The organism is Allobosea minatitlanensis, assembly GCF_964020775.1.
The window spans coordinates 460,448-474,874 of record NZ_OZ224509.1; the positions used below are offsets into that span (position 1 = coordinate 460,448).

Annotated in this window: 14 protein-coding genes; 8 read left to right on the forward strand and 6 right to left on the reverse strand. The window is 71.1% G+C overall.

Translation table 11 applies throughout. The annotated features are described in order from the left end of the window. Positions 1-142: 142 nt before the first annotated feature. Positions 143-1,804 carry an acyl-CoA dehydrogenase family protein gene (locus ACWH43_RS02155; protein WP_158444615.1) on the reverse strand — a complete coding sequence of 554 codons (1,662 nt, stop codon included), beginning with the start codon at positions 1,802-1,804 and terminating at the stop codon, positions 143-145. 8 nt (positions 1,805-1,812) lie between these two features. Next, positions 1,813-3,036 (reverse strand): CoA transferase, encoded by a 1,224-nt coding sequence (locus ACWH43_RS02160; protein WP_158444616.1) that lies wholly within the window; start codon positions 3,034-3,036, stop codon positions 1,813-1,815. A gap of 242 nt (positions 3,037-3,278) precedes the next feature. On the opposite strand from ACWH43_RS02160, the gene ACWH43_RS02165 reads away from it, so the two are divergent. From ACWH43_RS02165 to ACWH43_RS02200, 8 genes are all read left to right on the forward strand, one after another. After that, the gene (locus ACWH43_RS02165) at positions 3,279-4,259 is read left to right on the forward strand and encodes a LysR family transcriptional regulator (RefSeq protein WP_158444617.1); all 981 of its coding nucleotides are present in this window, start codon (positions 3,279-3,281) and stop codon (positions 4,257-4,259) included. Between the two features lie 147 nt (positions 4,260-4,406). After that, positions 4,407-5,153: a glucose 1-dehydrogenase gene (locus tag ACWH43_RS02170; RefSeq protein WP_448153395.1), complete on the forward strand. Its 747-nt coding sequence runs from the start codon at positions 4,407-4,409 to the stop codon at positions 5,151-5,153. Positions 5,154-5,318: 165 nt separating this feature from the next. Next, positions 5,319-6,692 (forward strand): FAD-binding oxidoreductase, encoded by a 1,374-nt coding sequence (locus ACWH43_RS02175; RefSeq protein WP_260349360.1) that lies wholly within the window; start codon positions 5,319-5,321, stop codon positions 6,690-6,692. Continuing rightward, positions 6,689-7,288 (forward strand): TRAP transporter small permease subunit, encoded by a 600-nt coding sequence (locus ACWH43_RS02180; protein WP_158444620.1) that lies wholly within the window; start codon positions 6,689-6,691, stop codon positions 7,286-7,288. Before ACWH43_RS02175 ends, ACWH43_RS02180 begins: the two co-directional genes overlap by 4 nt. A 152-nt stretch (positions 7,289-7,440) precedes the next feature. Then, complete coding sequence (locus tag ACWH43_RS02185) at positions 7,441-9,102, forward strand: TRAP transporter large permease (protein ID WP_158444628.1); 1,662 nt, start codon at positions 7,441-7,443, stop codon at positions 9,100-9,102. An 85-nt stretch (positions 9,103-9,187) separates the two neighbouring features. Continuing rightward, positions 9,188-10,042 (forward strand): FAS1-like dehydratase domain-containing protein, encoded by an 855-nt coding sequence (locus ACWH43_RS02190; RefSeq protein WP_448153396.1) that lies wholly within the window; start codon positions 9,188-9,190, stop codon positions 10,040-10,042. After that, complete coding sequence (locus tag ACWH43_RS02195) at positions 10,039-10,842, forward strand: HpcH/HpaI aldolase/citrate lyase family protein (protein ID WP_158448357.1); 804 nt, start codon at positions 10,039-10,041, stop codon at positions 10,840-10,842. The genes ACWH43_RS02190 and ACWH43_RS02195 overlap by 4 nt, the downstream gene beginning before the upstream one ends. A gap of 106 nt (positions 10,843-10,948) precedes the next feature. Beyond that, the gene (locus ACWH43_RS02200) at positions 10,949-11,542 is read left to right on the forward strand and encodes a hypothetical protein (protein WP_158447033.1); all 594 of its coding nucleotides are present in this window, start codon (positions 10,949-10,951) and stop codon (positions 11,540-11,542) included. Positions 11,543-11,600: 58 nt separating this feature from the next. Here the strand turns inward: ACWH43_RS02200 and tenA are convergent, their stop codons facing one another. From tenA to ACWH43_RS02220, 4 genes are all read right to left on the reverse strand, one after another. Continuing rightward, the gene (gene tenA, locus ACWH43_RS02205; RefSeq protein WP_158447034.1) at positions 11,601-12,269 is read right to left on the reverse strand and encodes a thiaminase II; all 669 of its coding nucleotides are present in this window, start codon (positions 12,267-12,269) and stop codon (positions 11,601-11,603) included. A gap of 1 nt (position 12,270) precedes the next feature. After that, the gene (locus ACWH43_RS02210) at positions 12,271-12,417 is read right to left on the reverse strand and encodes a hypothetical protein (RefSeq protein ID WP_260349384.1); all 147 of its coding nucleotides are present in this window, start codon (positions 12,415-12,417) and stop codon (positions 12,271-12,273) included. A 152-nt stretch (positions 12,418-12,569) separates the two neighbouring features. Beyond that, positions 12,570-13,079, reverse strand: coding sequence for an RNA pyrophosphohydrolase (locus ACWH43_RS02215; RefSeq protein WP_158447035.1), 510 nt, complete (start codon positions 13,077-13,079; stop codon positions 12,570-12,572). After that, complete coding sequence (locus ACWH43_RS02220; protein WP_260349383.1) at positions 13,076-14,314, reverse strand: divergent polysaccharide deacetylase family protein; 1,239 nt, start codon at positions 14,312-14,314, stop codon at positions 13,076-13,078. The genes ACWH43_RS02215 and ACWH43_RS02220 overlap by 4 nt, the downstream gene beginning before the upstream one ends. Positions 14,315-14,427: the final 113 nt, after the last annotated feature.

Genomic DNA, 14,427 nt, shown 5'->3' on the forward strand with positions numbered 1-14,427 from the left:
CGCGTCGGCCGCAAGGCCGGGCGCGCGACGCCCGACTGAGCAAGAGCCGGAAGCGGAACCCGCTTCCGGCTCTTGCTTTTTGCGTTTGGGAGGACGCGGCCTGACCGGAATGACCGCGTGTTCCCGCGTAAGATCGACCTGTCTAGTTCGAGCGGCCGAGCAGCCCGCGCGCGATGACCTGGGCCTGGATTTCGGCCGCGCCCTCGAAGATCGACAGGATGCGCGCGTCGCAGAGCACGCGGCTGATCGGGTATTCGAGCGCGTAGCCGTTGCCGCCATGGATCTGCAGTGCGCAATCGGCGTTGCTGAAGGCGACGCGCGCGGCGAGCAGCTTAGCCATGCCGGCCTCGATGTCGCAGCGGCGGTCGGCATCCTTCTGCCGGGCGGCGAAATAGGAGAGCTGACGCGCCATCATCGTCTCGGTCGCCATGAAGGCGAGCTTGGCGTGGACGCGCGGGAAGGCCAGGATCGCCTTGCCGAACTGGGCGCGGCTCTGCGCATAGGAGAGGCCGAGCTCGAGCGCGTTCTGGGCGACGCCGAGCGCGCGGGCCGCGGTCTGGATGCGGGCGCTCTCGAAGGTCTCCATGAGCTGCTTGAAGCCCTGCCCCTCGACGCCGCCGAGCAGGCCGGAGACCGGCACCGCGAAGCCGTCGAAGGAGATCTCGTATTCCTTCATGCCGCGATAGCCGAGAACCGGGATCTCCGTGCCGCTCATGCCCGGCGCCGGGAACGGGTCGGCCTCGGTGCCGCGCGGCTTTTCGGCCAGCAGCATCGACAGGCCGCGATAGCCTTCGGCCTGCGGGTCGGTGCGCACCAGCAGCGTCATCAGGTCGGAGCGCGAGCCATGCGTGATCCAGGTCTTGGCGCCGTGGACGCGATAGACGTCGCCGTCGCGCACCGCGCGCGTTCGCAGGCTGCCGAGGTCGGAGCCGGTATTCGGCTCGGTGAACACCGCCGTCGGCAGGATCTCGCCCGAGGCGAGCCGCGGCAGCCAGTGCTGCTTCTGCTCCTCGGTGCCGCCCAGGCGGATCAGCTCGGCCGCGATCTCGGAGCGCGTGCCGAGCGAGCCGACACCGATATAGCCGCCGCTCAGCGCCTCGGAGACGAGGCACATCGCCACCTTGCCGAGGCCGGTGCCGCCATAGTCCTCCGGGATCGTCAGCCCGAACACGCCCATATCGGCGAGCTTCTGCACCAGCTCCAGCGGGATCAGCTCGTCGCGCGCATGCCAGCCCGGCGCATGCGGCGCGACCTCGCTGGCGGCGAAGCGCAGGAACTGTTCGCGCGTCGCCTCCAGGATGTCGTCGTCGAGGCCGGGCTCGCCGAAGCGGCCTTCGGCCAGCTCCCCGGCGAGCGCGCGCCGCGCGGTTTCGAGGGCCGGGCCGTGCGCGAGCCGGGCCAGGGCCGGCGCGGCGGCGAAGGCCGCGACGGCGTCCTGCGTGAGGCCGAGCTCGGTGGGTCGCGCGGTCTCGGTCTGGCTCATGGCGATGCCGCCCGCGAGCTGCGCCCCGTATTCGGCGAAGCCGAGATGCAGGATCGCCGCTTCCGCGACGCCGAGGCGCCCGCTAGTGGCGAGGCGGTCGGCCCAGGACAGGGTCTGGCGCAGCGCCTCGACATAGGTCGCCTGCCAGGCGAAGCCATGCGCGGCGAACTGGTGCGTCTCGAGGCGCCCGGCGTCGACGCGGCCCTCGGGCGCCAGCATCGGCAGGACGGCGGCGCGGGTGGCGGCGTGCAGCGTCTCGGCCGCCGCGAGCAGGGAGGCGCAGGTCGCGAGCAGCGCGTCGTGGTCGGTGGTGTTCGGCATGATCGGTCTCAGAAGGCGGGGGACGAGGGGCCGGCGACGATGCCGGCCGCGAAGAGCTTGCCGATCGCCGCCGTCGAAAGGCCGAGCCCTTCGGCGAGCACGGCCTCGGTGTCCTGGCCGAGCTGCGGGGCCGGCAGCGGCGGCAGCCGCGTGCCGCCCGAGAAGGCCAGCGGCGAGCCGGGGGCGAGGACGGGGCCGGCGCCGGGCTGCTCGATCGTCGCGAACATCGGGTTCGCCACCGAGCAGCGCGGGTCCTCGTGGACGAGCTGCCCGAAATCCCGGTAGGGACCCCAGAGCACGCCGGTGCCGTCGAGCGCCGCCGCGATCTCGGCCAGGCTGCGCTCGGCGCACCAGCGTTCGAGCACGGCGAAGATCGCCGCGCGGGCGGTGAAGCGGCCGCCTTCCGTGTCGAGATCGACATCCATCATCGGGCCGATCAGCGCGAATTTGTCGGCCAGGCCGGTGGCGCGGCCGATCGCGCGCCATTGCCGGTTGGAGATCGCGACGATCATCACGCGGCGCCCGTCGGCGGTGGCGAAATCGCGGCCCAGCGCTCCGTAGAGATCGTTGCCGATCGGCTGGCGCACCGCGCCATTGACCTGGACATCGGCGATGTAGCCGAGATTGCCGACGCTCGCGAGCATGACGTCGGAGAGGGCGAGCGAGACCTGCCGGCCCTTGCCGTCCTGGCGGCGGGCCCGCTCGGCGGCGAGCAGCCCGGTTGCCAGATAGAGCCCGGCCGCGACGTCCCAGGCGGGCAGCACATGGTTGACCGGGGCCGGCCCCGGGCCGGTCGCCAGCGGGAAGCCCGAGGCGCAGTTCACGGTGTAGTCGACGGCGCCGCTGCCGTCGTGATTGCCGGTCAGGCGCAGCGTGATCAGGTCGTCGCGGCTCTGCGCCAGCGCGTCATGGCTCATCCAGCCGCTGGTCGGCAGGTTGGTCAGGAGGATGCCGGCATCCGGCCCGGGCCGGGCGATCAGGGCGCGGGCGAGTTCCTGGCCCTCCGGCCTGTCGAGCGCGATCGCGACCGAGCGCTTGCCCTTGTTGAGGCTGGCCCAGTAGAGGCTGGCCCCCGAGGGTGCGAGCGGCCAGCGGCGATAGTCGATATTGCCGCCGATCGGGTCGATGCGGATCACCTCGGCGCCGAGCTGCGCCAGGGTCATGCCGCCGAGCGGCGCGGCGACGAAGGCCGAGACCTCGACGATGCGAAGCCCGTTCAGGATCGTGCTCATCGCGTCAGCCGGCGAAAAGGGAAAGGGCGGCGCGGGAACGGCCGGTGCGCGGAGCGGCGCGGGCGGGAAGCATCGTCGGTTTTCCTCCTCATCGGCCGGTTCTTCGCCGCGGGGCGTCCCGGCCGGCGGGCCTTGCCGCAACCTAGCGATCCTGGCGGGATCGGCCATGCAGGCTGGTAGATAAGAGCTATAACCGCTACGGAGGAACTCTCAAGGAGAGGCTTGCGAGGAAACGCCTGGCCATGGACCTGCAGCAGATCCGCTATTTTCTGGAGACGGTCGCGGCGGGCAGCCTGTCGCGGGCGGCGGTCCGCCTCGGCATCAGCCAGCCGGCGCTCAGCCGGCAGATCGGCAATCTCGAGGCCTCGCTGCAGCAGAACCTGTTCTACCGCCATGGCCGCGGCGTCTCGCTGACGGATGCCGGCCGGCGCTTCGAGGAGGTGGCGCGGGACGTGGTGCGGCGCCTGGCCGATGTCCGCACCGAGCTCGCCACCGGCGCCATCGACGATACCGGCAGCGTGACGCTGGGCATGCCGCCCTCGCTCTCGGCGAGCATGGGCGCGGACCTCGCCTTGCGCTTCGCCGCCGAGTTCCCGCGGGCGCGGCTGCGGCTGCGCGAGGCCTTTAGCGCCGTGCTCCTGGAATGGACCGAGGCGGCGCGCGTCGACATCGCCGTGCTCTACGACGCCCGCAGCAGCCCCAGCCTGGTCGCGACGCCGCTGCTGCTCGAAGACCTCTTCATGATCGAGCCGCCCGCGGCCCGCGGCGCGACGGAGCCGGTGCAATTGCAGGAACTGGCCAGCCGGGCCTGCATCCTGCCCGGGCCGGAGAACGGGCTGCGCCGGGTGGTCGACGCCGCCTGCGCCGCCGAGGGCGTCCGGCCGCGCGTGCTGACCGAGGTCGATTGCGTCGCGGCGCTGAAGCAACTGGTCGAGCGCGGCGTCGGGCCGACCGTGCTGCCCTTCGGCGCGGTGCATCGCGAGGTCCGCGACGGGCGCCTGCGCGTCCGCCCCTTCCGCTCCGCGTCGATGCGGGCGCTGCTGGTGCTGGCGACGCCGGCCAACAAGCCGTTCACGCCGCTGACGCGGGCGGTGATGCGGATCGTGCAGGACGAGGTGGCGCGCCTCGTGCCGCTCGACGTGCTGCGCGGCGTCACCCGCAACCTGGAGGGCGCGCGGCCGCGGCCTCGCGGCGAGCGGGAGGCGCCCGAGCCGATCGGCTGATCGCAGCCCGCCATCCGCTTTCCTTATAGCTGCTATTTGCGCTGCTTGATTGGTTCGCCGCCGCGGACGTCCCACAGATGAGGGAAACCCGTGTCCGGAAGCGGGATGGCTGGGAGCCGCCCCGAGGCGGGAAGAAGGGAAACGTCGATGCGTCTCAAGGATCGGATCGCGCTCATCACGGGCGCGGGGTCCGGGCTCGGCCTGGCAATGGCCGAGCGGTTCGCGGCGGAGGGGGCGAAGGTCGCGCTGGTCGACTGGAACGGCGAGGCGGCAGCCGCCGCAGCGGCCCGCCTCGGCGCCGCCGCCATCGCGGTCCGGGCCGACGTCACGCAGGCCGCCAATGTGCAGGCTTCGGTGGCGCGGGCGGTCGGGGTCTTCGGGCGGCTCGACATCCTGGTCAACAATGCCGGCTCCAGCCATGGCAAGGGGCCGTTCGAGACGGTGTCCGAGGCCGAGTTCGACCGGATCTTCGCCGTCAACCTCAAATCGGTGTTCCACTACTGCAACGCGGCGGTCCCGGTGATGCGCGGGCAGGGCGGCGGCGTCATCCTGAATGTCGGCTCCACCGCCGGGAACCGGCCCCGGCCCGGCCTGGCCTGGTACAATGCCAGCAAGGGCGCGGTCCATAATGTGACGAAGACGCTGGCGCTCGAGCTGGCGCCCGACGGCATCAGGGTCTGCGCGTTGGCGCCGGTGGCGACCGAGACGCCGCTGCTCGCGACCTTCCTGGGCGAGGACACGGCGGAGAAGCGCGAGCAGATGCGCGCGATCGTGCCGCTCGGCCGGCTCGGCCGCCCGGAAGACGTCGCCCATGCGGCGCTCTATCTCGCCTCGGACGAAGCCTCCTTCCTGACCGGCGTCGTCCTGGATATCGATGGTGGCCGCAGCGTCTGACGCCTGCATTCCGCACGCTCCTGCCGGAGGGAGACAGCATGTCTGAGATCGCAGGCACCGAGGACGGCAGCGGATTGCTGCGCGACCCGGCGAGGTTCGCCCGGGAGGTTCTCGAGCCGATCCGCGCCGTCGTCGGCGCGCGGCGTCATCACCGACCGCGACCAGATGCAGCCGCTGATGGTCGCCTGGCGCGACGGCTGGAGCGGGCGGGTGCCGCTCGTCGTGCAGCCGGCGAGCCCCAGCGAGCTGGCCGAGGTCGTCGCGATCTGCCATCGCACGCGCACGCCGATCGTGCCGCAGGGCGGCAATACCGGCCTGACCGGGGCGAGCCAGCCGCATGGCGACGATTCCGAGATCGTGATCTCGACGACGCGGATGAACCGCATCCGGGCGATCGACCTCGACAACGACACCATCACGGTCGATGCGGGCTGCGTCCTGGCGACGATCCAGCAGGCGGCCCGCGAGGCCGGCCGGCTGTTCCCGCTGAGCCTGGGCGCCGAGGGGAGCTGCCAGATCGGCGGCAACCTCTCGACCAATGCGGGCGGGGTGCAGGCGCTGCGCTACGGCACGGCGCGCAATCTCGTCGCCGGCCTCGAGGTCGTGCTGCCGGACGGCCGCATCTGGAACGGGCTGCGCGGCCTGCGCAAGGACAATGCCGGCTACGACCTCAAGCAGGTCTTCATCGGCGCCGAGGGGACGCTCGGCATCATCACCGGCGCGACGCTGAAGCTGCTGCCCCTGCCGGAGGCGACGGTCACGGCCTTCCTCGCCACGCCGTCGCCGTCGCATGCCGTTGCCTGGCTGCGGCGGGCCAAGGCCGCGCTGGGCGAGGCCATCACCTCCTGCGAATTGATGGAGCGCGCCTGCGTCGAGGTCGCGCGCAAGCACGACGACCGGATCCAGGACCCGCTGGCCTCGGTCCATCCCTGGTATCTCCTGGTCGAGCTGACCGGGCAGGGCGCCCCGGAGGAGCTGGAGGAGAGGCTGCTGCCGGTGTTCGAGGCGGGACTCGAGGCGCAGGAGCTCGTCGACGGGGTCGTCGCCTCCTCGGCGGCCCAGGCCGAGGCGCTCTGGCGCATCCGCGAGGGCGCACCGGAGGGGCAGCGGCGCGAGGGCGTATCGTTCAAGCACGACGTGTCCGTGCCGATCTCCCAGGTCGACCGCTTCATTGCCGAGGCGAACGCCGCGCTGGCGCAGCGCTTCCCCGGCATCCGCTCCTTCGCCTTCGGCCATCTCGGCGACGGCAACATCCATTTCAACCCGATCCAGGCCGCGGGCGAGCCTGCCGAGGCCTGGCAGGGCCGCTTGCCCGAGGTGAACCTGATCGTCCACGACATCGTGGCGGGGCTCGGCGGCTCCATCACCGCCGAGCACGGCGTCGGAAGGCTGCGGATCGCCGAGATCCGGCGCTACAAGAGCGATCTCGAGCTGGAGATGATGGCGCGGCTCAAGCGCTGCTTCGACCCGCTGAACCTGATGAATCCCGGCAAGCTGCTGGACGCCGACCTCATCGCGGCGGCGGAGGGCGAGGCATGACGAAGTTCCTAGGATTGAGCCGTTTGATTGACCTGATTAACGGGTTTGTTGGGCGGAAGGTTGCGTGGCTGATCCTGGTCGCGGTCGTCGTTGCGGCGGTGAACGCGCTGGTCCGGAAGATCTTCAACGTGTCGTCGAATGCGTGGCTCGAGCTGCAGTGGATGCTGTTCGGCGCGGTGTTCCTGATGTGCGCGTCGTGGACGATGCAGGTGAAGGAGCATATCCGGATCGACATCGTGAACAGCCTCTTGCCGCGCCGGGTGCGGCAATGGATCGAGCTGCTCGGCCATCTCTTGTTCCTGATGCCGTTCTGCGTGCTGATCGTCTACCATTCCTGGCCGTTCTTCCTGCGCTCCTGGGAGATCGACGAGCAGTCGCTGTCGGCGGGCGGTCTGCCGCAATGGCCGGCCAAGGGGCTGGTGGTGATCGGCTTCGCGATGCTGACGCTGCAGGGCGTCTCGGAGATCATCAAGCAGGTGGCGATCATGCGCGGCGACCTCGACGACGAGGAGGGGCCGGGCGGGCATGGCGCGGCGGCGGAGGCGGAAGCCCAGCGGCTGCTCGATCAGGCCAAGGAACAGGGGCTCGCCTCGTGAGCCGCCCGCAAGACCGTCGGACCCTTCCCATGCACGCTTCCCGCCTTCCGCGCCTGGCCGGCCTGGTTCTGGCCCTGACCGTCCTGGCCTATTTCGGGCTGCATACCGGCGACGCCCATGCCGCCGGCATCGGCGATTTCCTGCGGGTCAACATGGCGCCGGTGATGTTCGCGACGCTGGTGGTGTTCCTGCTGCTGGGCTACCCGGTCGCCTTCGCGCTGGCGGCGAACGGGCTGCTCTTCGCGGTGATCGGCATCGATCTGGGGCTGTTCCAGGAGAACTTCCTGCAGGCGCTGCCGGAGCGGATCTACGGCACGATGAACAACGACGTGCTGCTGGCGGTGCCGTTCTTCACCTTCATGGGGCTGATCCTGGAGCGCTCCGGCATGGCGGAGGACCTGCTCGACACCATCGGGCAGCTCTTCGGGCCGGTGCGCGGGGGGCTGGCCTATGCGGTGATCTTCGTGGGCGCGCTGCTGGCGGCGACGACCGGGGTGGTGGCGGCCTCGGTGATCTCGATGGGGCTGATCTCGCTGCCGATCATGCTGCGCTACGGCTATGACCGGCGGCTGGCCTCGGGGGTGATCGCGGCCTCGGGCACGCTGGCGCAGATCATCCCGCCCTCGCTGGTGCTGATCGTGCTGGCCGACCAGCTCGGCCGCTCGGTCGGCGACATGTATGAGGGCGCCTTCATTCCCGGGCTGGTGCTGTCGGGTCTCTATGCGCTCTACGTCTTCCTGATCACCATCGTGGCGCCGTCGCGGGCGCCCGGCCTGCCGCCGGAGGCGCAGACGCTGCGCGACGCCGACGGCAGGACGCGCCGGGTCTCGCTGCTGGTGGTGACGCTGATCGCCTTCGCGTTGGCCTATGGCTACATGAAGGAGTTCACGCAGGTGAAGGCCGGCTCCGACTTCGTCGTGCTGACGATGTCGCTGATGGTGGCGATCGCCTTCGCGATCGCGCTGCTGAACCGGCTGCTGCGGCTGAAGCTGCTGTCGCGGATGACGGAGCAGGTGATCTTCGTGATGGTGCCGCCGCTGGCGCTGATCTTCCTGGTGCTGGGGACGATCTTCATCGGGGTGGCGACGCCGACCGAGGGCGGCGCCATGGGGGCGGCCGGCGCGATCCTGCTCGCCATGGGCAAGAAGCGGATGACCTTCGAGCTGCTGAAGCAGGCGACGGAATCGACGGCGAAGCTGTCGGCCTTCGTGCTGTTCATCCTGGTCGGCGCGCGGGTGTTCTCGCTGACCTTCTACGGGGTCAACGGCCATGTCTGGGTCGAGCATCTGCTGGTCGGGCTGCCGGGCGGGTCGACCGGCTTCCTGATCGTGGTCAACGCGCTGGTCTTCATCCTCGCCTTCTTCCTCGACTTCTTCGAGCTGGCCTTCATCATCGTGCCGCTGCTGGGGCCGGCGGCGGAGAAGCTCGGCATCGACCTGATCTGGTTCGGGGTCATCCTGGGAGTGAACATGCAGACCTCGTTCATGCACCCGCCCTTCGGCTTCGCGCTGTTCTTCCTGCGCTCGGTGGCGCCGAAGGCGGCCTACAAGGACCGCGTCACCGGCAGGACGATGGAGCCGGTCACCACCGGCCAGATCTACTGGGGCGCGGTGCCCTTCGTGGTGATCCAGCTCATCATGGTGGCGCTGGTCGTGATCTTCCCCAGCATGGTCATGCACTACAAGGCCTCCGCCGTGCAGCTCGACCAGAAGGCCATCGACAAGCAGTTCGACTCCATCCAGGTTCCCTCCATCGGAGGACCCGGCGGATTCGACTTCTCGGCGCCCCCAACATTCGACCCGCCAAAGCCGTGACGGGCCGCGATCCGAGGCGGCCGCTGCCGGCGCGGCGACACAACGGCGGAACCGGCCCGGCGGCCGGCGCGGAAAGGCGGAGGCCATGAGCGCAGAGACCCCTCTCGATATCGACCATCTGCGCGGCTGGATCGGCCGCGAGGAGGTCGCGACGGATGTCCTCGGCGAGGATCTGGCGCGCAAATACCATGCGACGCTGGAGCTCCCCGGAGAGGCGCCGAAGCCCGGCGAGGTCGCGCCGCGGCTGATCCATTTCTGCCTGGCGCAACCGGCCGTGCCGACCGGGCTGCTCGGGCCGGACGGACATCCCGCCCGCGGCGGCTTCCTGCCGCCCGTGCCCCTGCCCCGGCGCATGTGGGCCGGCGGCGCGCTGAGCTTCTCCGGCGATCTCAGGGTCGGCGACCGGGTGAGGCGGGTGTCGCGCATCGCCAATGTCGTGCTGAAGCAGGGCCGCACCGGGGCGCTGTGCTTCGTCACCGTCCTGCATCGGATCGAGGCCGAGGGCGAGCCCGTGCTCGAGGAGCGCCAGGACCTGGTCTATCGCGGCGCCGATGTGCCCGGCGGCGCGGCCAAGGCGCCGGCGGGGGCGGAGCAAGGCGACCATCGGCGCGCGATGCAAGCCGGCCCGACGCTGCTTTTCCGCTACTCCGCGCTGACCTTCAACGGGCACCGCATCCATTACGACCGGCGCTATGCCCAGGAGGTCGAGGGCTATCCGGGACTGGTGGTGCATGGACCGCTCCAGGCGGCGCTGCTCTACGGCTTCGCCACGGAGCTGCGCGGCGCCCCGCCGCAGCGCTACAGCTTCCGCGGCCAGGCGCCGCTCTTCGACGACGACGCCTTCGTGCTTCACGCCCGCGAGGAGGGCGAGGGCCTGAGGCTCTGGAGCGCCAGGCAGAACGGTCCGCTCTGCATGAGCGCTGAGGCGCATTGGGCATGAGCGCGGCCCTCGATTTCGCCGTGCCGCTCTTCGTGCCGGGCGACCGGCCGGAGCGCTTCGCCAAGGCCGCCGCGGCCGGGGCGGACGCCGTCATCGTCGATCTGGAGGATGCGGTCGCCGCGCAGGCCAAGCCGGCGGCGCGGGCGGCGTTGCGCAGCGATTTCGGCGCAGGGCCGGTCCTGGTGCGGGTCAATGCCATCGGCACGCCGTGGCACGAGGCCGACATGGCGGCGCTGGCGGGCAGGGGATTCGCCGCCGTGATGGTGCCCAAGGCCGAAGCGAGCGAAGCCTTCGCCGCGCTCTGCGCGAAGGCCGCCCTGCCGGTGATCGCGCTGGTCGAAAGCGCCCGCGGCCTGGCCGAGGCGCGCCGGATCGCGGGGCTGCCCCATCTCGCGCGGCTGGCCTTCGGCAGCATCGATTTCTGCGCCGATCTCGGCTGCGCCCATAGCCGCGAGGCGCTGCTGGCGGCCCGCAGCGAGCTGGTCCTGGCCTCGCGATTGGCGGGGCTCGCCGCGCCCATCGACGGCGTGACGACGGCGATCGACGACGGCGACCAGATCGCGGAGGATGCGCGCCATGCCCGCGATCTCGGCTTCGGCGGCAAGCTCTGCATCCACCCGCGCCAGATCGAGGCCATCCGCGCCGGCTTCGCCCCGGACGAGGCCGAGATCCTCTGGGCGCGCAAGGTGCTGGCGAGCGGCGACGGGGCGGCGGCGGTCGACGGCGCGATGGTCGACGAGCCGGTGCGCATCAGGGCGCGCGCCATCCTGCGGCGGGCGGAGCCGGCCGCAGGCCCCTGAGACCGGCAAGACTTGCGTAAGGTTCCTCCCGCAAACTGCCGAGCCGATGGCCCGCCTCCGTCTGACGGGCTCCAGGCGCCGGACCGCCGGCAAGCGATGCAGAGCGATGGACACCGGAACGCCCCAGGAGCTTTTCAGCCATGTCCGCATCGTGATGGGCATGGTCGTCGGGCTCGGGATCGCGCGCACGCTCGGCGGGGTGGCGAGCTTCGTCCAGCATCCGGGCCGGCAGCGCGTCTCGCTGCTGCACATGCTCTGGGTCGGCTCGATGCTGCTGGAGCTGGTGCTGTTCTGGTGGTGGGAATTCGGCCTGTCGCGGATCCCCGTCTGGAGCTTCGAGGTCTTCCTGTTCCTGATCGCCTACGCGATCGTGCTCTATCTGCTCGCGGCGCTGCTCTTCCCGGACAACATCTCGGAATATGCCGGCTACGAGGATTTCTTCATCAAGCGGCGGCGCTGGTTCTTCGGGCTGCTCGCCGTCGCCTTCCTGCTCGATGTCGTCGATACCCTGATCAAGGGGGCGGAGCACTGGAGCCGGCTTAGCGGCGACTACCTCCTGCAGGTGCCGATCGGGCTCATGCTCTGCCTCGTCGGCAGCATCTGGGCGAACCGCCGGCTGCAGATCGGCATCGCCGTCATCCACCTCGTCTATCAGTTCTACTGGGTCGCGCGCATCCTCGCGGCGATGCACGGCCGATAGGGCGAGGCCGCAACGGCCCCGCCCGGCCTTCCGCCGGCCGCGATACGGGCCGGAGGGCTCAGGCCCCGGTCTCGTTCAGGGCCATCTGCCAGAAGGCGGCTTCCAGCCGGGAGGCCTTGGCGAAGAGGGCGGCGAGCTCGGCGAAGCGGCGCTCCGTCATCGCGCGGGCGGCGAGATCGTCGAGATGGCTGCGGGCGTCGGCCGCGACCTGCTGATAGGCCGCGCCGGCATATTCGCCGATCCAGTCGCGATAGGGATGGCCGGCCAGCGCCTCGACACCGTCCGGCGCCAGATCGCGGCCGATCTCGGCGTAGCCGATGATGCAGGGCGCGAGCGCGACATGCAGGTCGAGCAGGTCCCCCGCCATGCCGCAATCGAGGACGAAGCGGGTATAGGAGACGGTGGCCTGGTGCTCCGGCGCGCTTTCGATCGCCTCCGGCGAAAGGCCCCAGCGGCCGCAGAGCCGGACATGCAGGTCCATTTCCAGATCGAGGATGGCGCAGAGGCCCGCCTTGGCGGCCCGCATGTCGGCCAGGTTGCGGCCCTTGTAGATCGCCAGCGCATAGGCGCGGGCGAACTGGATCAGGAAGAGGTAATCCTGCACGAGATAGTAGCGGAAGGCCTCCTGCGGCAGGGTGCCGGCGCCCATCCGGCGGACGAAGTCGTGGTCGACATAGGAGCGCCAGTCGCTGCTGGCCGCGGCCTTCAGCCGGGCGAAGATATCCATCTCAGTCCTCATCGGCGGAATCGAAGAAGGCACGCACGGCGTCCGGAACCGTGCCGGAGAGCAGTTCCCGCACGAAGCGATGCTCCGTCGCCTGCGACCAGACGGGGTGGCTCTCCTGCCGCAGACGCTCGGTGAAACGCTCGCTCATGATTTCGTCTCCGGAAGGGAGCACCGGGGCGCCCGCGAATCCGGAATAGCCTAGGCTTGCCGCGATACCGGCTCAACCCTTTGCGCAATATAAGGAATTACAACAATTCGAGGCCGCTCGGCGCCGCTTCGGAGACGCCCGGTCGATGCGGCTCAGATTTTCGCGAAGGGCGCGAAGCGGCGGGCGACCTCGCGGTAGACGCCCTGCTTGAACGGGATGATCAGCGCCGGCGTCTCGGCGAGCGGCGCCCAGCGCCAGGCGTCGAACTCGGCCTTGTGGCCGCCGGCCGGGTGGAGGATGTCGATCTCCTCCTCGGGGCCGGTGAAGCGGAAGGCGAACCAGCGCTGGGCCTGCCCACGCCAGCGGCCCTTCCAGGCTTCCCGGCCGATCTCGGCGGGAAGGTCATAGCTCAGCCAGCCCGGCGCCTCGGCCAGAAGCTCGATCGAGGTGACGTTCGTCTCCTCCTGCAATTCGCGCCGGGCGGCTTCCAGCGGCGTCTCGCCCTTGTCGATGCCGCCCTGCGGCATCTGCCAGGCATGGCCGGGCGCGACATGCTCGCGCTTGGTCTTGTCGGCGCGCCGGCCGATGAAGACGAGGCCCTCGGCATTGAACAAAGCGAGCCCCACGCAGGGGCGGTAGCCTTCGGGAGCGGCTTCGGTCATCGCGTGGGTCCGGGGGAGGCCGGGCCGGTGGCGAGCGCGCCGGTCGTCCTGGGGTTGCGGAAGCCGCGCGCCGCGCTCGCCGGCACGATCACGATCCCCTTGCCCTCGAGGGACCGGGCCCATTGCGCGATCCGCTCGATCGACACCGGCAGGGCGCTGGCCGCGGCGACGGCGATGCCGCGCTCGCGCGCCATCGCCTCCAGGCCGGCCAGCTCCTTGTCGATGGCGTCGGCGCGGGCCACCGCGTCGATGGTGCGATCGACCTTGAGGGCGGGGATCTGGGCGCGGCCGGCGGCGACGGCGAGCTGGCTGCGGGCGGAGGAGGCGTCGTCGACGACCATCAGGCCGCGCCCGGCGAGATCGCGCAGGATCGGCGAGAGGGCGCCCTCATCCGCCGTCAGCCGGCCGCCGAGGAAGTTGACCACCCCGACATAGCCGGTGAAGCGGCCGAGCGACCAGTGCAGCTTGTCGAGATTGTCGGAGGCTTTCGGGCCGGTCAGCAGCGTATGCGGGCCGGGATCGGTGTCGGGATAGTCGAAGGGCTCCATCGGCAACTGGAGGAAGACCTCGTGGCCCTCGCCGCGGGCGCGCTGGACGGTGCGTTCGAGCTCCGTGCCATAGGGGGCGAAGGCGAGCGAGATCTGGGGCGGCAGCCTGGCGATGGCGTCGGCGGTGCCGCTCTGGCTGATGCCGAGCCCGCCGACGATCAGGGCGATGCGCCCGGCCGGCCTGGTCGCGGGCTCGGGGCCGGGCGGGCGGGCATAGACCTGCGCCGGGGTGGCGCCGTCCGGGCCGGTCTTCGGCAGCAGCCCGTAGCGCGTGCGCTCGACGAGGCGGCTGTCCGGCGCGGCGGCGAGCCTGACCGCCCCGGCCTCGTCGGGCACGGTGACGATGATGGCTTCCGGCGCCTCGGCATCGGGCCGGTAGACGGTGACGCCCGCCTCGGTCTCGAGCTGCGAGGCGCTGGCGGGGCCCTGGGCCGCGGCGGGCCTGGCGTCGGGACCGCCGGACAGGGCGGCGGGCGGGGCGGGGCGGGTCTCGATCCGGGCCACGGCGACCGGCTCGCCGCCGTCGGGGTCGCGGCGCAGGGCCGCGACGAGGGCGAGGCCCAGCACCGCGAGGCCGACGGTTCCGGCGGCGCCGGTCGCGAGCCAGCGGGCCCACGGCCTGTCCGCAGGCGCGGGTTTGTCTCGGCCGAGCGGCCGGTTGAGATCCGTGAGCGGCGTTCCGGCCAAAGGTCAGCCGTCCTCGAAGGTTGCGCGCGGGACCCGAATCAGTGGCCCGCGCGCTAGTCTTGTCGCCTCGGCGGCCCGCCGTCGAGCCCCGGGGAGCGGGGCCGCGCCCGCCC